This window comes from Streptomyces sp. NPDC088817, assembly GCF_044750345.1.
GTDB lineage: Bacteria > Actinomycetota > Actinomycetes > Streptomycetales > Streptomycetaceae > Streptomyces.
In genome coordinates this window covers 1-24,608 of record NZ_JBIVJN010000018.1, presented here as the reverse complement: position 1 = coordinate 24,608, position 24,608 = coordinate 1, and the positions used below count along the sequence as shown (strand labels likewise).

Annotated in this window: 10 protein-coding genes; 6 read left to right on the top strand and 4 right to left on the bottom strand. The window is 72.3% G+C overall.

The window, feature by feature from the left end; genetic code table 11:
* Positions 1–128: 128 nt before the first annotated feature.
* The 3 genes from ACIP4X_RS28440 to ACIP4X_RS28430 all read left to right on the top strand — a co-directional run bounded on the left by ACIP4X_RS28440 (position 129) and on the right by ACIP4X_RS28430 (position 3,733).
* Complete coding sequence (locus ACIP4X_RS28440) at positions 129–1,502, top strand: MFS transporter (protein ID WP_401351235.1); 1,374 nt, start codon at positions 129–131, stop codon at positions 1,500–1,502.
* Positions 1,503–1,577: 75 nt separating this feature from the next.
* Entirely contained in the window at positions 1,578–2,807 is a 1,230-nt protein-coding gene (locus tag ACIP4X_RS28435) for an aminopeptidase P family protein (protein WP_401351233.1), read from the top strand.
* Between the two features lie 92 nt (positions 2,808–2,899).
* Complete coding sequence (locus ACIP4X_RS28430) at positions 2,900–3,733, top strand: IclR family transcriptional regulator (RefSeq protein WP_401351231.1); 834 nt, start codon at positions 2,900–2,902, stop codon at positions 3,731–3,733.
* A 73-nt stretch (positions 3,734–3,806) separates the two neighbouring features.
* On the opposite strand, the gene ACIP4X_RS28425 is transcribed toward ACIP4X_RS28430, so the two are convergent.
* Both ACIP4X_RS28425 and ACIP4X_RS28420 read right to left on the bottom strand, forming a co-directional pair.
* Positions 3,807–4,682, bottom strand: a complete 876-nt coding sequence (locus ACIP4X_RS28425; RefSeq protein WP_358730156.1) for a polysaccharide deacetylase — start codon at positions 4,680–4,682, stop codon at positions 3,807–3,809.
* Complete coding sequence (locus tag ACIP4X_RS28420) at positions 4,663–6,153, bottom strand: purine-cytosine permease family protein (protein ID WP_401351230.1); 1,491 nt, start codon at positions 6,151–6,153, stop codon at positions 4,663–4,665. The genes ACIP4X_RS28425 and ACIP4X_RS28420 overlap by 20 nt, the downstream gene beginning before the upstream one ends.
* A 134-nt stretch (positions 6,154–6,287) precedes the next feature.
* Here ACIP4X_RS28420 and ACIP4X_RS28415 point away from each other — a divergent pair, with 134 nt between their 5' ends.
* Positions 6,288–7,805 carry a PucR family transcriptional regulator gene (locus ACIP4X_RS28415; RefSeq protein ID WP_401351228.1) on the top strand — a complete coding sequence of 506 codons (1,518 nt, stop codon included), beginning with the start codon at positions 6,288–6,290 and terminating at the stop codon, positions 7,803–7,805.
* A 69-nt stretch (positions 7,806–7,874) separates the two neighbouring features.
* On the opposite strand, the gene ACIP4X_RS28410 is transcribed toward ACIP4X_RS28415, so the two are convergent.
* Together ACIP4X_RS28410 and ACIP4X_RS28405 are read right to left on the bottom strand one after the other, a co-directional pair.
* On the bottom strand, positions 7,875–9,752 hold the full coding sequence (locus ACIP4X_RS28410; RefSeq protein WP_401351226.1) for an ABC transporter ATP-binding protein: 1,878 nt from the start codon (positions 9,750–9,752) through the stop codon (positions 7,875–7,877).
* A complete protein-coding gene (locus tag ACIP4X_RS28405) occupies positions 9,733–11,481 on the bottom strand; it encodes an ABC transporter transmembrane domain-containing protein (RefSeq protein WP_391454925.1) in 1,749 nt (582 codons plus the stop codon). The genes ACIP4X_RS28410 and ACIP4X_RS28405 overlap by 20 nt, the downstream gene beginning before the upstream one ends.
* Positions 11,482–11,766: 285 nt before the next feature.
* On the opposite strand from ACIP4X_RS28405, the gene ACIP4X_RS28400 reads away from it, so the two are divergent.
* Together ACIP4X_RS28400 and ACIP4X_RS28395 are read left to right on the top strand one after the other, a co-directional pair.
* The gene (locus tag ACIP4X_RS28400) at positions 11,767–12,801 is read left to right on the top strand and encodes a GDP-mannose 4,6-dehydratase (protein WP_358730161.1); all 1,035 of its coding nucleotides are present in this window, start codon (positions 11,767–11,769) and stop codon (positions 12,799–12,801) included.
* A 168-nt stretch (positions 12,802–12,969) separates the two neighbouring features.
* Positions 12,970–24,608, top strand: an 11,639-nt coding sequence (locus ACIP4X_RS28395) for a type I polyketide synthase (protein WP_401351223.1), incomplete at its 3' end; no start/stop codon positions are given.

The window sequence follows — 24,608 nt, the reverse complement described above, 5'->3', positions numbered from 1 at the left end:
CAACCGACGTTGTCGACGGGCAAAACAAAAAAGAAGCCGCCCGCCACGTCTTGTCGACTCCCGTACACACTCCTATGGTGTGCAACACCGTTGCGGTACGCGCAACCACATGCTTGGGAGCCCGTTCCATGAGCGACCAGCCGAGCCTCTCCGGGCAGCAAGCCCCGCCCCTCACCTCCGTTCCGTCCGTCACGTCCGCACCCACCGTCTCCGGTCCGCCGGACGCCGGCATCGATCCCGCCACGCGCCGCCGCGTGGTGGCGGCCAGCTTCATCGGCAATTTCGTGGAGTGGTTCGACTACGCCGCCTACGGATACCTGGCAGCGACCATCTCCACGGTCTTCTTCCCCGACACCAACCGCACGACGGCCCTGCTGGCGACGTTCAGCGTCTTCGCCGTCTCCTTCTTCGTCCGCCCCTTCGGCGGCTTCGTCTGGGGGCACATCGGCGACAAGGTCGGCCGCCGCAGCGCCCTGTCACTGTCCATCGTGATCATGTCAGTGGCGACCTTCTGCATCGCCCTGCTGCCCACCTATCGCGCGGTCGGCCTGCTCGCACCGGCCCTGCTCCTGGTGGTCCGGGTCGTCCAGGGCTTCTCCGCCTCCGGCGAGTACGCGGGCGCCTCCGCCTTCCTGGTCGAGTACGCCCCGCCCGGCCGGCGCGGACTGTACGCCTCCGTGGTCCCGGCGAGCACCGCGTCCGGCCTGCTGCTCGGATCCCTGCTCGCGGCGTTGCTCACCGGAGTCCTCTCCGACGGGCAGATGCACGGCTGGGGCTGGCGCCTGCCCTTTCTCCTCGCCGCTCCGATGGGGCTGATCGGCCGCTACATCCGGCTGCGCCTGGAGGACACCCCGGCGTTCCGCGCGCTGGAGGACCAGGAGGTCGCACCGCCCCCCGCCAAGCAGATGCTGCGCGCCAACCGGCGCCCGCTGGTACTCGCGATGGGCGCCACCGTGCTCAACGCGGTCGCCTTCTACACGGTGCTCAGCTACATGCCGACGTACCTGTCGGAGGAGCTGCACTTCGGCGCCACCGAGTCGTTCCTGGCCACCACCGTCTCGCTCGCGACGTACATCGCCTTCATCTTCCTCACCGGCCTGGCCTCGGACCGGTTCGGCCGGAAGAGGATGCTGATCACGGCGTCCGTCCTGTTCACGCTGTGCACCGTCCCCGCGTTCATGCTGCTGGACGGCGCCGGACTGCTGACCGTGATCGCCGTCCAGGTGCTGCTCGGCGGGATGCTCACGCTCAACGACGGGACACTGCCCAGCTTCCTCGCCGAGCTGTTCCCGACCCGGGTGCGCTACAGCGGCTTCGCCATCAGCTTCAACCTGGCCAACGCCCTCTTCGGCGGCACCGCGGCGTTCGTCGCCACGCTGCTCATCTCCTGGACCGGAAGCCCCCTCGCCCCCGCCTGGTACCTCGTCGCCGCCGCGCTGTGCTCGCTGTGGGCCGTCCTGCGCTCGCGGGAGACCTCACGCGAGCCGCTGCGCGAGGACTGAGGACCGGCCCCTCCCTCGCACCACTCCTCCTCGCCCGCCGGGGAGGAGAGACCGAACCCATGAAAAGGAGTCACCATGTCCGCTGCCGAGCTCGAGCGCCTGAAGCTGATCCACAACGGTGAGAAGGAGCGGCTGACCTTCTCCGACGCGGAGATGGGGCGCCGGCTGTCGCTGCTCCGCAAGGCGATGGCCGAAGCCGGCGTCGACGTCGTCCTGTTCACCTCGTACCACAACATCAAGTACTACTCCGACTTCCTGTACACCTCCTTCGGCCGCCCCTACGCGCTGATCGTCACCGGAGACGACCAGGTCACCGTCTCCGCCAACATCGACGCCGGCATGCCGTGGCGGCGCACCTTCGGCGACAACGTCGTGTACACCGACTGGCACCGCGACAACTACATCCACGTCATCCAGGAGACGCTGAAGGGGCGGGGCGTCGCTCCGCGCCGGATCGGCGTCGAGCACGACAGCCTGCCGCTGGACACCCTGCGGAAGTTCGAAGCCGCCTTCCCCGGCGCCGAGTTCACCGACATCGCACAGGCCGCCATGCGGCAGCGGATGGTCAAGTCGGACGAGGAGATCGCCCTCATCAAGGAGGGCGCACGCGTCGGCGACCTGGGCGGCGAGGCCATCCGCGAGGCCATCCACGAGGGCGTCTCGGAGTACGAGGTCGCGCTCGCGGGCACCAACGCCATGGTCCGCGAGATCGCCCGTGCCCACCCGCACACCGAGATCCGCGACACCTGGGTGTGGTTCCAGTCGGGCATCAACACCGACGGCGCCCACAACTGGCCGACCACACGCAAGGTGGGACGCGGCGACATCCTCAGCCTCAACTGCTTCCCGATGATCTCCGGCTACTACACCGCCCTGGAGCGGACCCTCTTCTACGGCGAGCCCGACGCCCGGTCCCTTCAGCTGTGGGAGATCAACGTCGAGGTGCACCGCCGTGGTCTGGAACTGATCAAGCCCGGCATCAGCTGCGCCGAGATCGCCCACACCCTCAACGAGATCTACATCGGTCACGGTCTGCTGCCCAACCGGACCTTCGGCTACGGCCACTCGTTCGGCGTGCTGTCCCACTACTACGGCCGGGAGGCCGGGCTCGAACTCCGTGAGGACATCGACACCGTGCTCGAACCGAACATGGTGGTGTCCATGGAGCCGATGATCATGGTGCCCGAGGGTGAGCCGGGCGCCGGCGGTTATCGTGAGCACGACATCCTGGTGGTGACCGAGAACGGCGCCGAGAACATCACCGGGTTCCCCTTCGGCCCGGAGCACAACATCCTGGGCGTCTGACCGGGGAACCCGACGCCACACGGTGCCGCTCCGGCCACTTGGGCCGGAGCGGCACCGTGCCGTCGCCGTCCATGCGGCACGATGGGAGCACCATGGCAGACAACCAGCCGGACAAGAACGGCGACGACACGGGCGCGGGCGAGAACCGCGGGATCTCCGTCCTGCAGAACGGCATCTCCGTACTGCTCAGCTTCAGCGCCGAAGAGCCCCGGCTCGGGGTCACCGACATCGCCGCCCGGGTCGGACTGCACAAGAGCACCGTCTCGCGCATCCTCGCCACGCTGCAGCAGGCCGGCCTGGTGGAACGGGCCGAGGACTCCCGGCGTTTCCAACTGGGCCTGGGCGTCATCGCCATGGCCGGACCGCTGCTCGCGGACCTCGACGTACGCCGCGTCGCCCACCCGGTGCTGCGGGAGCTCAGCAGGCGCACCGAGGAGACCGCGGCGCTGATGCTGTGGAACGGCTCCGAGTCCGTGTGCGTCGAGCAGGTGCCCAGCCGCCACGAGGTCAAGCACACCACTCCTCTGGGCACCCGCTACAACACCGCGGCCAGCTCGTCGGTGCAGGTGTTCCTGGCCCAGCTGCCCGCCTACACCGCGCGTGCCCTGCTGACCAACGGCACGCTGGTCTTCCCCGGACTCGACGACGAGGCGCTCGACGCGTACCTGAGCCGGCTCGGCGAGACCCACCAGCGGGGCTACGCCACCAACTACGGGGAGACCTCGTTGCAGGAGGTCGGCGTGGCGGCGCCGGTCTTCGACCACCGCGGTGAGGTGGCCGCGGCCGTGCTCGCCTCGGCACCCCGCTTCCGGGTCTCCCCCGAGCAACTGCCGGTACTCGGCGAGGCGGTACGCGCCGCCGCCGACCAAGTGACCCGGCGCCTCGGCGGCCACGGCCCGGGAACCCTTGAGGACGGTCCCGCCTGAGACGGCCGTACGCGCCGGGCTCCCGCGGTTCCGCGGGAGCCCGGCGCGCACGCGTGGCGGTGTCCGGCCCGCGCTACTCGCGGTTCGTCGCGAGTGCGCCGGGTGCCTCGATCCGGTCGATGCGCCGGATCTCCTCGACGGCCCCGGCGGTGTGGGCCGCGATCTCCCCCAGCGTGGTGACCCACATGCCGTCCAGGGCGCGCACATCCTCGATCAGCCGCTCCAGCGCCGCCGCCCGGGAGGGGCGGCCGGAGATGAAGGGGTGGTTGGTCAGGACGAAGCAGCCGCTCTCGGCGTGGTGCGCCTGCGCCTCCAGCAGCCACATCTCGTGCACCTTGCGCGGGCTCTCGATCACCCCGCTGCCGGTCCAGCCGGGGTAGAAGGCGTACTGCTCCCAGTCGTCGAGGCCCCAGTCGACGGGGATCTCGACCAGGTCGCCCGCCGTGCCGGTGCCGTGCAGCCGGTACGGGGTGTCGCCGTCGAGCAGGCTGGAGTCGTACTGGAAGCCGCGTTCGATGAGCAGGTCCGGGGTGTGCCAGTTCATCTCCCACCACGGGGCGCGGTAGCCGGTCGGGCGGATGCCGAGCCGGTCCAGCGCTTCCAGGCCGCGGTCGAGGTACTCGGCCTCCCGCGCCGCGTCGATCCCCTGCATCGGCTCGTGGAGATAGCCGTGGTGCGCCACCTCGTGACCTTCGGCGACGATGCTCCGCACCATGTCCGGATAGGTGTCGGCGGTGAACCCCGGGACGAAGAAGGTGGCCCTCACCTCCTGCCGCCGCAGCAACCGCAGCAGCCTGGGCACGCCGACCCGCGGACCGTAGGCCTGATGGGTCATCAGCGACATCCGCGACGAGGCCGAGGGGTCGTGGGCGAGGACGCACGACTCGGCGTCGACGTCGAAGGTGAACGCCGCGGCGGCGCGAACGCCGTCAGGCCAGGGGAAGTTCATCGTCGGTCCTTTCCGCTGCGGAGGGGAGGGCAGAGACCCGGGCCGGCCGGGCGGCGCGCGGTCCGAGCACCGCGTAGACCGCCGCGCTGGTGAGCCCGCCGGCCAGCCACGAGAGGTCCACACCGCCGAGGGCGACGGCGATCGGGCCCTGGAAGAACGGGATCAGCCCGTACATGAACAGCCACGTGGCGAAGACGCCGGTGAAGAAGGCGGTGTAACCGGCCCAGTTGACGTCGGGCAGCCGCCGGGTGCCGACGGGGTCGAAGAGCCGGTCGACCCGGATCGCGCCGCGCTCGACGCGGTAGTAGTGGACGAGCATGATGCCGCCCCAGGTGGAAACCCACGCCACGAGGCCGACCAGCCAGGTGTCGAGGACGGAGGCGAAGTCCTCCTGGTAGATGAAGAAGACCACGGCGGCCATGGACAGCACACCCACCACACTGCTCAGCGTGCGCCTCGGCACCCGGACGTCGAGGGCCTGGGTGGCGACGGTGAAGGTGTAGATGTTCAGGATGTTGGTCGCGACCGGACCGTGCAGGACGAGCAGGAGCACGGGGATGGCGAGCGCCCCGAAGTTGTCGACGATGAGGCGGCCCGGGTCGACGGAGCCGTTCTTGGTGGCGAGGGTGGCGCCGAGGACACCCAGCCACACCACGGGGATGAACTGGCCCAGGGTGCTGGCGAGGTAGAGCCTGCGCCGGGGCATGTCGTTGCTGACGAAGCGTGAGTAGTCCGCGGCGTAGGTGAACCAGGTGATGCCCCAGCCGATGCCGATGGCGGTCATCACGCCGGTCATCGCGGCCAGCCGCGCGCCGCCGGTGAGCACCTGTCCGGGCGGGCCCGCGTACGACCAGTCGATGTGGAGGAAGAACCAGGCCACCACCGACATCACCACCAGGACCACGATGGTGGGCGGCACCGTCCAGCGTTCGAAGGCGGAGATCGCGCGGTAGCCGATCCAGGAGATGCCCACCTGGATCACCATGATCACGGCCGCGACCGCGATCTTCCACACATGGTTGGCGCCGTGCGGATCGACCACGCCGATCTTGCCCAGCAGGGCCATGACCAGGTCCAGGACGATCCAGGTGTTGACGGAGCTCCAGCCGATCGCCAGGCACGCCTGGATGGCGGCCGGCAGATAGTTGCCGCGACGCCCGAAGGCGGCGCGCCCCAGGACCATGCCGGTCACGCCGGTGCGCTGGCCCATGAGGACGAAGACGCCGAAGAAGGCCATGCCGATGAGGTTGCCGACGACCAGCACGATGAGTGTGTCGGACAGGCCCAGGCCGAGTTTGACGCCGAGCGCCCCCAGTACCCAGTTGATGGGGGCGATGTTGGCGCCGCACCAGATCCAGAACTGGCCGGAAACGCTGTGGGACCGGGCGGATTCCGGGACGGGCTGCAGCGCGGCCTCGACCTCCGGGACGGTGGAAGGTGGTGGGGAAGAGGGTGCGGAGGAAGCTGACATGGGTGGACCCCCAGGTTGGGACGGCCTTTCGCGCACGGAGACGGGCCGCTTGACCGGCAATCCTGGTGGCCGCGGTCACACAGAACAAGAAACGAACTGTCATACAGTTGTCCTTCTGTGCTACACAAATCGTCATGCTGATGTCGCTGGAACGGGTCCTCGCCCACCCGAGCCTCGCCCCGGCCGAGCCACGCGTCCTGACCGGATCGCGAGGTCTGGAGCGGCGGACCGTGCGGTGGCTCCACTCCAGCGAAGTCCTCGATGTGGCACCGCTGTTGCGCGGCGGCGAGCTGCTGCTGACCGGCGGCACCATGCTGGCCCGCGCGAACGAGGACGAGCAGCGCGCCTACGTCCGCAGCCTGGCCCTGCGGGGAGTCGCGGGCGTCGCGATCGAAACCGGCGGCGAGCTCCTGGAGGTACCGGCACCTCTGGTCGAGGAAGCGGCCGCGACGGACTTCCCGGTCGTCGAGCTGCGGCGGGTCGTCCCGTTCGTCGAGGTCGCCGAGGTGATCAACGGCGCCCTGGTCAACGCGTCCGTGACACGACTGCGCTCGGTGGGCGACCTCTCCCACGAGCAGTCCGAGGCGCTCGCCGAGGGCGGCGGCGTACAGGAGGTGCTGGACGCGCTCGTACGGCACACGTCGACCGCGGCCGCCGTCTTCGACGCCACCGACCGGCTCATCGCCGCCAGCAGGCCGGCGGACAGCCCCGGGGGCGGCGCCGCCGGTGAGGCGCCGACTCCGTTCGACGGCATGGGGACGGGTCTGACGATCCGCGGGGTCCCCGCCGCCACCCTCGTGCTCTACCCGGACGCCGACGCGGATGTCGAGACGCTGGAACTGGCGCAGGACCGGACGATCGAGGCCCTGAAACTGGCGCTGCTGCGCTTCAGGCCGCCGGGCCCGCGCGAGTTCGCCTCCAGTGAACTCGTCCGGCTGGCCGCGGCCGACGGCACCCACCCGCCGCGGATCCGCCGGCTCGGCATGTCGATCGGCCTCCGCGCCGACGCGCCGGTCATCGGGGTGGCCGCCCGCGCCACCGGCCCTTCGCACGAACTCCGCCGCCTGGACGACCTGTTGTCCCGCTACGGCCGCACCGCGGTCGACGTGCCTTCCCCGCTCGCCGTGCACACGCTCGTGTCACTGCGTGAGCGCGACGGGGCCGCCAACCTCCGGACCCGGCTCGTCGCCGACCTCACCGCCTGGCGCACGTCCGACCGGACGGCGATCGCGGTCGGCCCGGTGATGCCGTCCCTGGAGGACGCCGCCGTCTCACTGGGCGCGGCGCTGGAGTGCCTGCGGCGCCCCACCCGCGCGTTCAGGGCCGGAGTGGTCGACGCCGCCGAGCTGAGCGCCGAGCGGCTGCTGCTCGACAACGAACTGCGTGTCCCGGCGGAAAGACTCGTACGGGAGCAGCTCGGACTCCTGCTCACCCTGCGCGACGAGGAACGCGATCTCCTGCTCACCACCCTTGAGACGTATTTCGAGACCGGCTTCAACAAGACCCGCACGGCGAGCAGACTGCATCTGCAGCGCCAGTCGCTCTACGCGCGGCTGCAGCGCGCGTTCGACCTCCTGGGCGGCGACCCGGTGGGAACACCGCGGGCACTCGCCGTGCACCTGGCGCTGCGCGCGCACCGCCGACTCGTCTGACCGCGGCCCCCTTCGGCCTGCGGCACCACTGCGAGCCGACCGGTCGTCCGCCCGGTCGTCCGCCCCCGGTCAGACCGTCGCCTCGGCCGTCGGGGCGTTGGCGCGGGACGCGTGCAGGCGGGCGTACGCGCCCTGCGCGGCGAGGAGTTCGTCGTGGGTGCCCTGTTCGACGATGCGGCCGGAGTCCATGACGACGATGACGTCGGCGTCGCGGACGGTCGACAGGCGGTGGGCGATCACGAAGCTCGTCCGGCCCGCCCGCAGGGTGTTCATGGCCCGCTGGATCAGCAGCTCGGTACGCGTGTCCACGGAGCTGGTCGCCTCGTCCAGGACGAGCACGGCGGGCCGGGCGAGGAACGCCCTCGCGACCGTGATCAGCTGCTTCTCCCCGGCGCTGACACTGCCGGACTCGTCGTCCAGGACCGTGTCGTAGCCCTGCGACAGGGTGCGGATGAAACGGTCGGCGCAGGTCGCGCGGGCCGCCTCGACGACGTCGGCGCGGGTCGCGCCCGGGGTCCCGTAGGCGATGTTCTCGGCGATCGTGCCCTTGAACAGCCAGGTGTCCTGGAGGACGAGGCCGAAGCGGGAGCGCAGGTCGTCGCGGTTCATCTCGGCGATGTCGGTGCCGTCCAGGAGGATGCGGCCCGAGTCGATCTCGTAGAAGCGCATCAGCAGGTTGGCGACCGTGGTCTTCCCGGCGCCGCTCTGTCCGACGATCGCGACCGTGCTGCCGGGTTCCACGGACAGGGACAGCCCCTCGATGAGCGGCACGTCGGGGGAGTAGCGGAACGACACGTCCTGGAACTCCACCCGGCCCTCGGAGCGTTCCGGGGCGAGCGGGCTGCGCGGTTCGGGATCCTGCTCCGGCGCGTCGAGCAGCGTGAACACCCGCTGCGCCGAGGCCACTCCGGACTGGAGGCGGCCCGCGACCGAGGCGATCTCCACGATCGGCTGGCTGAACTGCCGTGCGTACAGGATGAACGCCTGCACGTCGCCCAGGGTCAGTGAGCCGTCCACGACCTTCCAGGCACCGACCACGGCGACCGCGACATAGCCGAGGTTGGCGACGAACATCATCACGGGCTCGATCGCGCCGGACGCGAACTGCGCCCCGGCACCGGCCCGGTACACCGCCTCGTTGCGCTCGTCGAAGCGCCGCTCGGCCTCCGCCCGCCGGTCGAACGCCTTCACCAGCGCGTGCCCGGCGCACATCTCCTCGACGTGCGCGGTCAGACTGCCGCTCGCGGACCACTGGGCGGCGTACCGCGGCTGGGCCCGCTTGGCGATCCAGGTGGCGAGCAGCCCCGACACCGGCACGCTCAGCAGCATCACCCCGGCCAGCGAAGGGGAGATGATCAGCATCAGGGACAACATGATGACCAGCGAGAACACCGAGCTGATCAGATCGGTCAGGGTCTGCTGGAGCGTCTGCTGGAGGTTGTCGACGTCGTCCGTGGTGCGGCTGAGCGTCTCGCCGGCCGGCTTGCGGTCGAAGTGGCGCAGCGGCAGCCGCGCCAGCTTCTCCTGGGCCCGGTGCCGCAGGTCGTGGATGAGCAGGCGGACCACCGAGGCCACCCGCCAGTTCTGGACCAGCATGAACGCCGAGGCCAGCACGTACAGGGCCAGCAGGATCAGCAGGAGCCTGCCGAGTTCCCCGAAGTCGACGCCCGGGGCCGGCCCGCCCTTTCCGAGGACGCCGTCGGCGATCAGGTCGGTGACGCGGCCCAGCAGCAGCGGGCCGAAGGCGTTGAGGAGGATGCCGACGACACCCGCCACCAGGGCGATGCCCACGGAGCGGCGGTGCGGGCGCAGCAGGCCGGCGAGCCGGCGGACCGGCCGGTCCGCCTCGCGCTCCGCTTCCTTGTGTTCCTGGTGTTCCTGGTTTTCCTGGTTTTCCTGGTGTTCTTCGTGCGCCTCCGCGCGCTCCTCAGGGACGTCCGGCGCCATGAGCGGCTTCCTCTCGGGTGCGCTGCGAGAGCGCGATCTCGCGGTAGGTGGGACTGTCGCGCAGCAGCGCGTCATGGGTGCCGGTGGCGGCGATGCCACCCTGGTCCAGGACGACGATCCGGTCGGCGTCGCGGACGGAGGCCACACGCTGGGCCACGGTGATCACGGTGGCGTCCGCCGTCCAGGGCACGAGGGCCTTGCGCAGGGCCGCCTCCGTGCTCTGGTCGAGCGCCGAGAAGGAGTCGTCGAAGAGGTAGACGGCGGGGCGGCGCAGCAGCGCCCGCGCGATCGCGAGCCGCTGGCGCTGGCCGCCGGAGACGGTGGTGCCGCCCTGGGCGATCTCCGCGTCGAGGCCGCCGAGCCGGGTCACGAAGTCGTCCGCCTGGGCGACCCGCAGCGCCTCCCACAGCTCCTCGTCCGTGGCGTCCGGGCGGCCGAAGCGCAGATTGGTCGCGACGGTCCCGGCGAACAGGTACGGCCGCTGCGGCACGTAGCCCACGGCGCCGGCGAGTACCGACGGGTCCAGGTCGCGCACGTCCGTGCCGCCGATCCGCACCTCGCCCGCGGTCGCGTCGACCAGCCGCAGGACCAGGTGCAGCAGCGTGGTCTTGCCGGCGCCCGTGCTGCCGAGGACCGCGACCCGCTCGCCGGGGCGCAGCGTCAGCGACAGGTCCCGCAGCACGGCGTTCTCGGCGCCCGGGTAGCGGAACTCGGCGCCCACCAGCTCGACCTGACCGGCCGGAGCCGTCATGGGCCGCGGCGTCGTGGGCGGGACGACGTCCGTCTCCGCGTCGAGGACCTCCGCGATCCGCTCCGCGCACACCCGGGCCCGCGGCACGTTCAGGAACACGAAGGCGAGCATCACCACGGACATCAGGATGAGCGACAGATAGCTGAGGAAGGCGCTGAGCGAGCCGATCTGCATGCTGCCCGAGTCGATCCGCCGCGCCCCCACCCACAGCAGCGCCAGGGTGAAGAGGTTCATCAGCAGCAGGACCGAGGGCAGCATCACCGCGATGAGCCGGCCCACCCCCATGGACAGGCCGAAGAGTTCCTCGTTGGTGCGGGTGAAGCGCTCGCCCTCGTAGGAGTCGCGGGCGAAGGAGCGCACCACGCGCACCCCGGTGATCCGCTCCCGCAGCAGCCGCCCGATCCGGTCCAGGGTGAGCTGGAGCCGGGCGTACAGCGCGGCCATGCGGGACAGCAGCAGACCGAAGCAGACGGCCACCACCAGCACCATCGGGACCAGGATCGAGGCCAGCGCCACGTCCTGGCGCAGCGCGAGCGCCACACTGCCCAGGCACATCAGGGGGGCCGCGACGAAGATGCCGAGCCCGGACTGGGCGAGGTTCTGCACCTGCTGCACGTCGTTCACCGAGCGGGTCAGCAGGGACGGGGTGCCGAAACGGCCCATCTCACGCGCGGAGAAGTCCAGCACACGGCGGAAGACCGCGGACCGCAGGTCCCGCCCGAGTGCGGTGGAGGTGCGTGCGCCCAGCGCCGCGGCACCCAGCGCCGCGGCGATCTGCACCAGCGCCACCACGGCCATCGCCGCGCCGATGGCGCCGATGCGGTCGCTGTCCTCGCGGACGACTCCCTGGTCGATGAGTGCGGCGCCCAGCGTCGGCAGGAGCAGCGTGCCGAGGATCTGCACAAGGTGCAGCACCACCAGAACGACAACGGACCCGGCATAGGGGCGCAGTCGTGTGCGCATGAGTCTCAACAGCACGGAATGACACCCCGGTTGACGGCGGACAGGAGCCGCCCGTTGGAACGGAGTCGGCCGGCACGCCGACCCGGTCATTCGAACCCACAACGCACCCGGATTTCCCTAGTGTTCGCATCGCCCCCGGCCTCCCGCCGGGAATTCCCTAGTAAGTTCGTGAAGCGTTGACATTGACTTCCGCCCCTTGGGAACGTGCCGGTGTCTATCGTCCGGACAGCTTTCTCCCGCCAAGGTCGTCGACCGAGCGCAGCGTTTGGACGGTCTCTTCGCGGTCGAGATGGGGATGACATGCCCAAGCGCGCACTGATCACCGGAATTACCGGCCAGGACGGCTCCTATCTGGCGGAGCACCTGCTGTCGCAGGGGTACCAGGTATGGGGCCTCATCCGCGGCCAGGCCAACCCGCGCAAGTCCCGGGTGAGCCGGCTCGTTTCCGAACTGTCCTTCGTGGACGGTGACCTCATGGACCAGGGCAGCCTGGTCTCGGCGGTCGACAAAGTACAGCCGGACGAGGTGTACAACCTCGGCGCGATCTCGTTCGTGCCGATGTCCTGGCAGCAGGCCGAGCTGGTCACCGAGGTGAACGGCATGGGCGTGCTGCGGGTTCTCGAAGCCATCCGCATGGTGAGCGGACTGAGCATGTCCCGCACCGCGGGCGCCGAGGGCCAGATCCGCTTCTACCAGGCCTCCTCCTCCGAGATGTTCGGCAAGGTCGCCGAGACGCCGCAGCGGGAGACCACGATCTTCCACCCGCGCAGCCCCTACGGCGCGGCCAAGGCGTACGGCCACTTCATCACCCGCAACTACCGTGAGTCGTTCGGTATGTACGCGGTCTCCGGAATGCTGTTCAACCACGAGTCCCCGCGCCGCGGCCAGGAGTTCGTGACCCGCAAGATCTCCCTCGCGGTGGCCCGCATCAAGCTGGGACTCCAGGACAAGCTGGCCCTCGGCAACATGGACGCGGTCCGTGACTGGGGTTACGCCGGTGACTACGTCCGCGCCATGCACCTGATGCTCCAGCAGGACGCCGGCGACGACTACGTGATCGGCACCGGGGAGATGCACACCGTGCGCGACGCGGTCCGCTACGCCTTCGAGCACGTGGACCTCGACTGGGAGGACTACGTGGTCATCGACCCCGACCTCGTACGGCCCGCCGAGGTCGAGGTGCTGTGCGCCGACAGCGGCAAGGCGCAGGCCCAGCTGGGCTGGAAGCCGAGTGTCGATTTCCCCGAACTCATGCGAATGATGGTCGACGCCGACCTCGCGATGGTTTCCCGGCAGAACGAACTCGACGACCTCCTGCTGACCCACAGCTGGTAACGGGCGAAAGGCCCTCCAACAACTAGGGATTTCCTGCCGGACTTCCGGCCACACTCGCCTCATGGCATCTCCCGCCGGGGAGAGCCATGTGGCGAGTCGGTGTTCTGCAGCACGGCGCAGAAATTTCGGCGATGCGTGTACGGCCGTCGGCCGTCGGGATGGGTTGAGATGGACAACGAACAGAAGCTCCGGGATTACCTCAAGCTTGCCACCGCCGACCTCCGACGCACACGGCGGCGCGTGAGCGAGCTGGAGTCGGCAGCCCAGGAACCGATCGCCATCGTCGGTATGACGTGCCGCTACCCCGGCGGTGTCACCAGCCCCGAGGACCTGTGGCGGATGCTGGAGGCCGGCGAGAACGGCGTCACGTCGTTCCCCACCGACCGCGGCTGGGACATGGAGGCGCTCGCCTCCTCGTCGACCACCCGGGGCGGCTTCCTCCACGACGCGACCGACTTCGACGCGGACTTCTTCGGCATCTCACCGCGCGAGGCGGTCGCCATGGACCCGCAGCAGCGGGTCGTCCTGGAGTCCGCCTGGGAGGCGTTCGAACGCGCCGGCATCGACCCCACCTCCGTCAAGGGCAGCCGCACCGGCGTCTTCATCGGCGCCATGGCCCAGGACTACCGGGTCGGCCCCGCCGACGGCGCCGAGGGCTTCCAGCTCACCGGCAACACCGGCAGCGTGCTGTCCGGCCGCATCTCGTACACCTTCGGCACGGTGGGTCCCGCCGTCACCGTCGACACCGCCTGCTCCTCCTCCCTGGTCGCCGTCCACCTCGCCACCCAGGCGCTGCGCGCGGGCGAGTGCACCCTCGCCCTCGCGGGCGGCGTCACCGTCATGTCCGGCCCCGGCACCTTCATCGAGATGGGCCGCCAGGGCGGACTGTCCGCGGACGGCCGCTGCCGCTCCTTCGGCGACACCGCCGACGGCACCGGCTGGGCCGAGGGCGTCGGCATCCTCGTCCTGGAACGCCTCTCCGACGCCGTCCGCAACGGCCGCGAGATCCTCGCCGTCGTCCGCGGCACCGCCGTCAACCAGGACGGCGCCTCCAACGGCCTCACCGCCCCCAACGGCCCCTCGCAGCAGGCGGTCATCGAGCAGGCCCTCGTCAACGCCCGCCTCGCCGCGAGCGACATCGACGTCGTCGAGGCGCACGGCACCGGCACCACCCTCGGCGACCCCGTCGAGGCTCAGGCGCTGCTCGCCACCTACGGCCGGCACCGCGACGAGGACAAGCCGCTGCTGCTCGGCTCGGTGAAGTCCAACATCAGCCACACCCAGGCCGCCGCCGGTGTCGCCGGCGTCATCAAGATGGTCATGGCGATGCGGCACGGCGTACTGCCCCGCACTCTCCTCGCCGACGAGCCCACCCGCCACGTCGACTGGTCCCAGGGCGCCGTCCGCGTCCTCACCGAGAACACCGACTGGCCCGCCACCGGCGCCCCCAGACGCGCCGCCGTCTCCTCCTTCGGCATCAGCGGCACCAACGCCCACACCATCGTCGAGCAGGCCCCCGAACCGGAGCCCGCCGACCCCGAGGACGACACCCCGAGCACCCCGGCCGCCGTCACCGGCGTGGTGCCCGTACCGCTGTCCGGGCGCGGCCCCGAGGTGCTGCGCGCCCAGGCCGCCGCACTGCTCACCACCCTCGGCACCGGCACCCCGCCCGCGCTCCTCGACACCGCCTACTCGCTCGCCACCACCCGCACCGCCTTCGAGCACCGGGCCGTCCTGCTCGCCGCGAGCCTGCCCGAGCTGACCGAACGGCTCACCGCGATCGCCGACGGCACCGACCCGGCCGCCCTCGCCGACACCGTCACCGGCACCGCCCGCACCGAGACCCGCCTCGCCGTCCTGTTCACCGGACAGGGTGCCCAGCGCCTCGGCGCCGGCCGCGAACTCGCCGCCCGCTTCCCGGTGTTCGCCACCGCCCTCGACGCCGCCCTCGACGCCTTCACGCCCCACCTGGACGTGCCGCTGCGCGAGGTGCTGTGGGGCGAGGACGCCGCCCGCCTCGACCGCACCGAGTACGCGCAGCCCGCACTCTTCGCGATCGAGGTCGCCCTCTACCGCCTGCTGGAGTCCTTCGAGGTCAAGCCGGACCACCTGGCCGGCCACTCCGTCGGCGAGATCGCCGCCGCGCACGTCGCCGGCGTGCTTTCCCTCGACGACGCGGCCACCCTGGTCGCCGCCCGCGGCCGCCTCATGCAGGCGCTGCCCGAGGGCGGCGCGATGGTCGCCGTGCAGGCGAGCGAGGACGAGGTCGCCCCGCTGCTCGCCGGCCACGAGGACCTGGTGTCCCTCGCCGCCGTCAACGGACCCTCCGCCGTCGTCCTCTCCGGCGACGAGACCACCGTCACCGAACTGGCGGCCCGCCTCGCGGCCGACGGACGCAGGACGAGCAGGCTGCGCGTCTCGCACGCCTTCCACTCGCCGCTCATGGCCCCGATGCTCGACGAGTTCCGCGGCGTCGTCGAAGGCCTCACGCTGCACAGCCCGCTGCTGCCCGTCGTGTCCAACGTGACCGGCGAGCCGGCCACCGTCGCCCAGCTCACCTCGCCCGACTACTGGGTCGACCACGTCCGCCAGGCCGTCCGGTTCGCCGACGGCATCGACTGGCTCGCCCGGCACGACGTCACCGCCTTCCTCGAACTCGGCCCCGACAGCGTCCTGTCCGCCATGGCACAGAACTGCCTGGACGCCGCCGGCTCCGACGCCGTCACCGTGCCCGCGCTGCGCGAGGGACGCCCCGAGGAGCACACCTTCACCGCCGCGCTCGCCGCGCTGCACACCCACGGCACCACGCTGCGCTGGGACGCCTGCTTCACCGGCACCGGAGCCCGCCGCACCGACCTGCCCACGTACACCTTCCAGCGCCGCCGCTACTGGCCGCGCGCCGTCCAGGGCAGCGCCGCCGACCTGCGCTCCGTCGGACTCGGCGCCGCCCACCACCCCCTGCTGTCCGCCGCGGTCTCCCTCGCCGACTCCGAGGGCGCCCTGCTGACCGGCCGGATCTCCCTGCTCAGCCACCCGTGGCTCGCCGACCACACCGTCCGCGGCACCACCCTGCTGCCCGGCACCGCCTTCCTGGAACTGGCCGTCCGCGCCGGCGACGAGGTCGGCTGCGACCGCGTCGACGAACTGACCCTGGCCGCGCCCCTCGTCCTGCCCGAGCAGGGCGGCGTCCAGGTGCAGCTGTGGATCGGCAACCCGGACGAGTCCGGCCGCCGCAGCGTCACCGTCTACGGCCGCCCCGACACCGACGAGGACGCCCCCTGGACGTCCCACGCCACCGGTGTGCTCTCGCCCTCCCGCGCCGCCACCGACTTCGACGCCACCGTCTGGCCCCCGGCCGACGCCGAGGCACTCCCCGTGGACGGCCTCTACGAGCGGCTCGCCGACGGCGGCTTCGGCTACGGCCCGCTCTTCCAGGGCCTGCGCGCCGCCTGGCGCCGAGGCGACGAGGTGTTCGCCGAGGTCGTCCTGCCCGAGTCCGGCCACACCGACGCCCAGTCCTTCGGACTGCACCCCGCGCTCCTCGACTCCGCCCTGCACGCGGCCTCGTTCGTCGACCTCGACGAGCGCGCCGCCGGCGGACTGCCCTTCTCCTGGGAGGGCGTGAGCCTGCACGCCGGCGGCGCCACCACGCTGCGGGTGCGCCTGGCCCCGGCGGCCGGTGACGCCGTCGCGATCGCCGTCGCCGACGACGCCGGACAGCCCGTCCTGTCCGCCGACTCACTGATCCTGCGCGCGGTCGCGGCCCACGAGATCGACGCCGCCGCCGCGCTCGTCCGCGACGCCCTGTTCCGCCTGGACTGGGTGACCGTCACGGCCGCGACCGCAGCCTCCGACACCGCCGCCCTCGTCGGTGAGGACGCCTTCGGCCTGCGCGCCCTGCCCCAGTTCGGCGACCTCGCCGTCCACCCGGACCTCGCGGCCCTCGCCGCCGCCGACGGAGCCGTCCCGGACACCGTCCTGCTGCCGCTCGCCGGCACCGGCGCGGACACCGACCCGGTCACCGCGGCGCACCGCGCCGCCACCGGCGCGCTCGCCGCCGTGCAGACCTGGCTCGACCAGGACGAGCGGTTCGCCACGTCCCGGCTCGTCCTGGTCACCCGGGGCGCGACCACCGGCCACGACCCGGCGGCGGCCGCCGTCTGGGGCCTGGTGCGCTCCGCGCAGTCCGAGAACCCGGGCCGCTTCTTCCTCGTCGACCTCGACGCCGAGCAGATCACGCCCGATCTGCCGCTCGCTGCCCTTCTGGGCGATGAGCCGCAGCTCGCGGTGCGCGGCGAGGAACTGCGTGCGGCCCGTCTGGTCCGCCGTCCTGCTTCCGCCGAGTCGGTCTCTGCGTTCGGTGGCGAGGGTGCGGTGCTGGTGACGGGTGGTACCGGTGGTCTGGGTGCGGTGCTGGCGCGTCATCTGGTGGCCGAGCACGGTGTGCGTGAGCTGGTTCTGGTCAGTCGTCGTGGTGGTGAGGCCGCCGGTGCGGCCGAGCTGGTCGCGGAGCTGGCGGAGTCGGGTGCGCGGGCCACGGTGGTGGCGTGTGATGTGACGGATCCTGCGGCGGTGGCCGAGCTGGTGGCCGCGCATCCGGTGTCGGCGGTGGTGCACTCCGCCGGTGTGCTGGACGACGGCCTGATCGCCTCCCTCACCCCGGAACGACTCTCCGGCGTGCTGCGTCCGAAGGTGGACGCGGCCTGGAACCTGCACGAGGCCACCCGCGACCTGGACCTGGACGCGTTCGTGGTGTTCTCGTCCGTCGCCGGTGTCTTCGGCAATGCGGGTCAGGCCAACTACGCGGCGGGCAACGCCTTCCTGGACGCCCTGATGGAGCACCGCCGTGCGGCCGGCCTGCCGGGCCTGTCCCTCGCCTGGGGCCCCTGGGAGCGGACCGGCGGCATGACCGGCGACCTCTCCGAGGACGACCTGCGCCGGCTGGCCCGCATCGGCACCCCCGCCCTCACCGTCGAGCAGGGCCTCGCCCTCTTCGACGCCGCCCTCGACGGCGACGACGCCGCGCTCGCCCCCGTCCGCCTGGACCTCTCCGTCCTGCGCGCCGCGGGTGACGTGCCGCCGCTGCTCCGTTCGCTGATCCGGGGCCGCTCGCGCCGTGCCGCCGTCGCCGGGTCCGCCACCGCGGGCGGTCTCGCCCAGCGCCTGGCCCGCCTGGACCGCGAGAGCCGCGACGAACTGGTCCTGGACCTCGTCCGCGGTCAGGTCGCCGTCGTACTCGGCCACGCCACCGGCGCCGACATCGACGCCGGCCGCGCCTTCCGCGAGCTGGGCTTCGACTCCCTCACCGCCGTCGAGCTGCGCAACCGCCTGAACACGGTCACCGGACTGCGCCTGCCCGCCACCCTCGTCTTCGACTACCCGACGGTCAGCCACCTCGCGACGTACATCCTCGACGAACTCCTCGGCACCGAGGTCGAGGCGGAGGTCGTGCTGCGAGGTACGGCGGCCGTGGCGGACGACCCGATCGTCATCGTGGGCATGGCCTGCCGCTACCCGGGCGGGGTCGCCTCGCCCGAGGATCTGTGGCGCCTGGTCACCGAGGGCACCGACGCCGTCTCCGGCTTCCCCACCAACCGCGGCTGGGACGTCGAGAACCTGTACCACCCGGACCCCGACCACCCCGGCACCGCCTACACGCGTTCCGGTGGATTCCTGCACGACGCGGGGGAGTTCGACCCCGGCTTCTTCGGGATGAGCCCGCGTGAGGCGCTGGCGACGGACTCGCAGCAGCGGCTGCTTCTTGAGGCGTCGTGGGAGGCGATAGAGCGGGCCGGTATCGATCCGGTCGGTCTGCGGGGCAGCGCGACCGGTGTGTTCGCCGGTGTGATGTACAGCGACTACAGCGCGATGCTGGGCAGCCCCGAGTTCGAGGGCTTCCAGGGCAGCGGCAGCTCCCCGAGCCTCGCCTCGGGCCGCGTCTCCTACACGCTGGGCCTGGAGGGTCCTGCGGTCACGGTCGACACGGCGTGCTCGTCCTCCCTGGTGGCGATGCACTGGGCGATGCAGGCGTTGCGCTCGGGCGAGATCTCGCTCGCCCTGGCGGGTGGTGTGACCGTCATGTCGACGCCCGCCGTGTTCGTGGACTTCGCCCGTCAGCGGGGTCTGTCGCCCGACGGCCGGTGCAAGGCGTTCTCCGACTCGGCCGACGGTGTCGGCTGGTCCGAGGGCGTGGGCATGCTGGTCCTTGAGCGCCAGTCCGATGCGATCCGCAACGGTCACCAGATCCTCGCCGTCGTCCGCGGCTCGGCCGTGAACCAGGACGGTGCCTCCAACGGCCTCACGGCCCCCAACGGTCCGTCGCAGCAGCGCGTCATCCGCCAGGCGCTCGCCAGCGGCGGGCTGTCGGCCGGTGATGTGGATGTTGTCGAGGCGCACGGCACCGGCACCACTCTGGGCGACCCGATCGAGGCGCAGGCGCTGCTTGCGACCTACGGCCGGGACCGTGACCCGGAGCAGCCCCTGCTGCTGGGTTCGGTGAAGTCCAACATCGGTCACACCCAGGCCGCAGCCGGTGTCGCCGGTGTCATCAAGATGGTCATGGCGATGCGCCACGGTGTGCTCCCGCGCACCCTGCACGTCGACGCCCCTTCCTCGCACGTCGACTGGACCGAGGGCGCGGTCGAACTGCTCACCGAGCAGACCGCGTGGCCCGAGACCGGCCGCCCGCGCCGCGCCGCCGTCTCCTCCTTCGGCATCAGCGGCACCAACGTCCACACCGTCCTGGAGCAGCCGCCCGCCCTCGCCGCGCCCGCCCCGGCCGTCCCCGAGCGCACCGCCGGTGCTGTCCCGCTGCTGCTGTCCGGCCGCACCCGCGACGCCCTGCGCGCCCAGGCCGCCCGCCTGCTCACCCACCTCCAGAACCACCCCGAGCCGTCCCTCGCCGACCTCGGCCACTCCCTGGCCACCACCCGCGCCCGCTTCGAGCGCCGCGCCGCGGTGATCGCGCAGGACCGCGACGGACTGCTCGCCTCCCTGGCCGCCCTCGCCGCCGGCCGTCCCGACCCGGCCGTCATCGAGGGCGAGGCCGCCGGGCGTGCCCGGGTCGCCGTGATGTTCTCCGGCCAGGGCAGCCAGCGTGCCGCCATGGGCCGCGAACTGTACGAGACCCAGCCCCGGTTCGCCGCCGCGTTCGACGAGGTGTGCGCCGTCCTCGACCCGCTGCTCGACCGGCCGCTGCGCGAGGTCGTGTTCGCCGCCGAGGGCAGCGAAGAGGCCGCCCTGCTCGACCGTACCGGCTGGACCCAGCCCGCGCTGTTCGCCGTCGAGGTCGCCCTCTACCGCCTCGTCGAGAGCTGGGGCGTCCGCGCCGACCTCGTCACCGGCCACTCCATCGGCGAGATCGCCGCCGCGCACGTCGCCGGGGTGTTCACCCTCCAGGACGCCGCCCGACTGGTCGCCGCCCGCGCCACCCTCATGGAGGCGCTGCCGTCCGGCGGCGCCATGATCGCCGTCCAGGCCACCGAGGACGAGGTCGCCCCGCTGCTCGGCGACCGCCTGTCCGTCGCCGCCGCCAACGGCCCCACCTCCGTCGTCGTCTCCGGCGACGAGGACGCCGCCGAGGAGCTCGCCGCCGAGTTCTCCGGCCGGGGGCGCCGCACCAAGCGTCTGCGGGTGAGCCATGCCTTCCACTCGCCGCACATGGACGCCATGCTCGACGCGTTCCGCACGGTCGCCGAGACGCTGTCCTACGCCGCCCCCCGCATCCCGCTGGTCTCCGACCTGACGGGCCGCAGGGCCGACGACGCCGAGGTGCGCACCGCCGACTACTGGGTGCGCCACGTCCGCGAGGCCGTCCGGTTCGCCGACTGCGTCCGCACCCTGCGCGACGCCGGAGCCACCCTCTTCCTCGAACTCGGCCCCGACGGACTGCTGACCGCCATGGCCGAGGACACCCTCGGCGACGAGCGCTACGACCACAACACTGCGCTCGTCCCGATGCTGCGCGCCGGCCGCCCCGAGGAGACCTCCGCCGCCACCGCCGCGGCCCGCCTCCAGATCCACGGCGTCGACCTCGACTGGACCGCGTACCTCGCCGGCACCGGCGCCCGCCGCACCGACCTGCCGACCTACGCCTTCCAGCACGCCCACTACTGGCCGCAGCTGCCCTCCGCCGCGCACTCCCCGGCCGGTGATCCGGCCGACCAGAAGCTGTGGGCCGCCGTCGAGCGCGGCGACGCCGCCGAACTCGCCGCCGTCCTCGGCCTCGACGAGGACAGCCTCACCCCGCTCGACTCCCTGCTGCCCGCGCTCAGCTCCTGGCGCCGCGGCAACCAGGAGAAGGCGCTCCTCGACACGCTGCGCTACCGCGTCGAGTGGACCCGGCTGCACAAGCCCGCCGCGCCCGTCCTCGACGGCACCTGGCTGCTCGTCGCCTCCGACGCCACCGCCGACGAGGAGGCCGGGCTGCTCGACGGCCTCGCCGAGGCGCTCGGCGCGCACGGCGCCCGGGTCCGCCGCCTCGTCCTGGACGCCGGCTGCGCCGACCGGGCCGTGCTCGGCGCCCGCCTCGCCGGCACCGAGAACGCCGACACCACCGCCACCACCACCCACGTGCTGTCCGTGCTGCCGCTCGACGAGCGCCCCGCCGACGGCACCGCCGGCTTCACCCAGGGCCTCGCCCTGACCATCGCCCTCGTCCAGGCCCTCGCCGACACCGGCGCCCGGGGCCGGCTGTGGACCGCCACCCGCGGCGCCGTCTCCACCGGCCCCGCCGACCCGGTCACCCGCCCCGCCCAGGCCACCGCCTGGGGCATGGGCCGCGGTGTCGCCCTGGAGCACCCCCGCCTGTGGGGCGGCCTGGTCGACCTCCCGGCCGACTTCGACCGCCGTGCCGGACAGCGCCTCGCCGAAGTCCTCGCGGTCAAGGACGCCCCCGACGGCGAGGACCAGGTCGCCCTGCGCGCCACCGGCGTGCACGGCCGCCGCCTGGTCCGCCACACCGTCGACGAGCTGCCGTCCGCCGACCAGTTCAGCGTCTCCGGAAGCGTTCTGATCACCGGCGGCACCGGCGGCCTCGGCGCCGAGACCGCCCGCTGGCTGGCCCGCTCCGGCGCCGGCCACCTCGTCCTCACCAGCCGCCGCGGCCCCGACGCCCCCGGCGCCGCCGAACTCCGCGCCGAGCTGGAGCAGTTGGGCGCAAGCGTCTCCCTCGTGGCCTGCGACGTCGCCGACCGCGACGCCCTCGCCGCCGTCCTCGAAGGACTGCCCGCCGACCAGCCCCTCACCGGTGTCGTCCACACCGCGGGCGTCGGCCACTACGGCCCGCTGGACGCGCTGACGCCCGCCGAGTTCGCCGGCCTCACCGCCGCCAAGCTGGCGGGCGCCGCCCACCTCGACGACCTCCTCGGCGACCGCGAACTGGACTTCTTCATCCTGTTCGGCTCCATCGCCGGCGTCTGGGGCAGCGGCGACCAGAGCGCCTACGGCGCCGCCAACGCCTACCTCGACGCCCTCGCCCTGGCCCGCCGCGCCCGCGGCCTCGCCGCGACCTCCATCGCCTGGGGTCCGTGGGGCGGCACCGGCATGGCCGCCGACGACGCCGTCTCCGGCACCCTGCGCCGCCAGGGCCTGCGCCTGCTCGACCCCGCGCCCGCCCTCACCGAGATGCGCCGCGCCGTCGTCCGCCAGGACGTCGCCGTCGCCGTCGCGGACGTCGACTGGACCCGCTACGCCCCGCTGTTCACCTCCGCCCGGCCCAGCGCCCTCATCAGCGACCTGCCCGAGGTCCGCGCCCTGGCCGCCGAGAACACCCCCGCCGGCGCCGGCGACGCGTCCGAGATCGTCCAGCGGGTCCGCTCGCTGTCCGAGCCGGAGCAACTGCGCCTGCTCACCGAGCTGGTGCGCACCGAGGCCGCGACGGTGCTCGGCCACGCCTCCGCAGACGCCGTACCGGAGGGCCGTGCCTTCCGCGACATCGGCTTCGACTCGCTGACCGCCGTCGAGCTGCGCAAGCACCTCGGCGCCGCCACCGGCCTCTCCCTGCCGAGCACCATGGTGTTCGACTACCCGACCCCGCTGGAACTGGCCCAGTACCTGCGGGCCGAGATCGTCGGCTCCGTACTGGAGGTCGCGGGCCCCGTCGCCACCGGCGGCGCCGACGACGAGCCCATCGCCATCATCGGCATGAGCTGCCGCTACCCGGGCGGGGTCGCCTCGCCCGAGGACCTGTGGCGACTGGTCCTCGAAGGCACCGACGCCATCACCGACTTCCCGGTCAACCGCGGCTGGAACACCGCAGGGCTCTACGACCCCGACCCGGACCACCCCGGCACCACCTACTCCACCCAGGGCGGCTTCCTGCACGAGGCCGACGAGTTCGACCCCATGTTCTTCGGCATCTCGCCCCGCGAGGCGCTGGTCATGGACCCGCAGCAGCGGCTTCTCCTGGAGACCACCTGGGAGGCGTTCGAGCGCGCCGGACTCACCCCCGAAACCCTCCGCTCCAGCCTGACCGGCACCTTCATCGGCTCCAGCTACCAGGAATACGGCATGGGCGCCGGCGAGGGCACCGAGGGCCACCTGGTCACCGGCACCAGCCCCAGCGTGCTCTCCGGCCGCCTCGCCTACGTCTTCGGCCTCGAAGGCCCGGCGGTCACCGTCGACACCGCCTGCTCGTCCTCGCTGGTCGCGCTGCACCTGGCCTGCCAGTCGCTGCGCAACGGCGAGAGCAACCTCGCGGTCGCGGGCGGCGCCACGGTCATGACCACCCCCAACGCGTTCGTGGCGTTCAGCCGGCAGCGGGCCCTCGCCCAGGACGGCCGCTGCAAGGCGTTCTCCGACAGCGCCGACGGCATGACCCTCGCCGAGGGTGTCGGCATCGTCCTCGTCGAGCGGCTCTCGGACGCCCGCCGCAACGGCCACCCGGTGCTCGCCGTCATCCGCGGCTCCGCCATCAACCAGGACGGCGCCTCCAACGGCCTCAGCGCCCCCAACGGCCCCTCCCAGCAGCGCGTCATCCGCCAGGCCCTCGCCAACGCCCGCGTCGCCCCGGGGGAGATCGACCTCCTGGAGGCCCACGGCACCGGCACCCCGCTCGGCGACCCCATCGAGGCGCAGGCCCTGTTCGCCACCTACGGCCGCACCCGTACGCCCGAGACCGCGCTGCTCCTCGGCTCGGTGAAGTCGAACATCGGGCACACCCAGTCCGCCGCCGGTGTCGCGAGCATCATCAAGATGGTCATGGCGCTGCGCCACGGTGTGATGCCCCAGACCCTGCACGCCGACGAGCCCTCCAGCCACGTCGACTGGAGCCCGGGCACCGTACGGCTGCTCGACGAGAACACCGACTGGCCGGAGACCGGTCGTCCGCGCCGGGCCGCCGTGTCCTCGTTCGGCATCAGCGGCACCAACGCCCACATCATCCTGGAGCAGGAGACCGAGGCGCCCGCCGACGACGAGCAGCCCGCCGTGGCGCCCGTGCCGGTCGCCGCCGGTGTCGTGCCGTGGGCCCTGTCCGCACGCGGCGCCGCCGCGCTGCGCGAGCAGGCCGACCGGCTCCTCACCCACCTCGTGACCGCCGACCCGGCGGCCCGTCCGATCGACATCGGTCTGTCCCTGGCCACCTCCCGCGCGACCTTCGAGCACCGCGCCGTGGTCGTGCCGCCCGCCGGCGGCGACCCGCTCCAGGCGCTGCGCGCCGTCGCCGCGGACGGACCCTCGGGCGTGGTCGCCCGCGGTGTCGCCGACGTCGAGGGCCGTACCGTCTTCGTGTTCCCCGGCCAGGGCTCGCAGTGGGTGGGCATGGGTGCCCAACTGCTGGACGAGTCGCCGGTGTTCGCGGAGCGGAT

Bases quoted from the DNA above. Each gene is read 5' to 3' on its own strand.
- ACIP4X_RS28440 (WP_401351235.1), top strand. From the start codon at position 129: ATGAGCGACCAGCCGAGCCTCTCCGGGCAGCAAGCCCCGCCCCTCACC.
- ACIP4X_RS28435 (WP_401351233.1), top strand. From the start codon at position 1,578: ATGTCCGCTGCCGAGCTCGAGCGCCTGAAGCTGATCCACAACGGTGAG.
- ACIP4X_RS28430 (WP_401351231.1), top strand. From the start codon at position 2,900: ATGGCAGACAACCAGCCGGACAAGAACGGCGACGACACGGGCGCGGGC.
- ACIP4X_RS28425 (WP_358730156.1), bottom strand. From the start codon at position 4,682: ATGAACTTCCCCTGGCCTGACGGCGTTCGCGCCGCCGCGGCGTTCACC.
- ACIP4X_RS28420 (WP_401351230.1), bottom strand. From the start codon at position 6,153: ATGTCAGCTTCCTCCGCACCCTCTTCCCCACCACCTTCCACCGTCCCG.
- ACIP4X_RS28415 (WP_401351228.1), top strand. From the start codon at position 6,288: ATGCTGATGTCGCTGGAACGGGTCCTCGCCCACCCGAGCCTCGCCCCG.
- ACIP4X_RS28410 (WP_401351226.1), bottom strand. From the start codon at position 9,752: ATGGCGCCGGACGTCCCTGAGGAGCGCGCGGAGGCGCACGAAGAACAC.
- ACIP4X_RS28400 (WP_358730161.1), top strand. From the start codon at position 11,767: ATGCCCAAGCGCGCACTGATCACCGGAATTACCGGCCAGGACGGCTCC.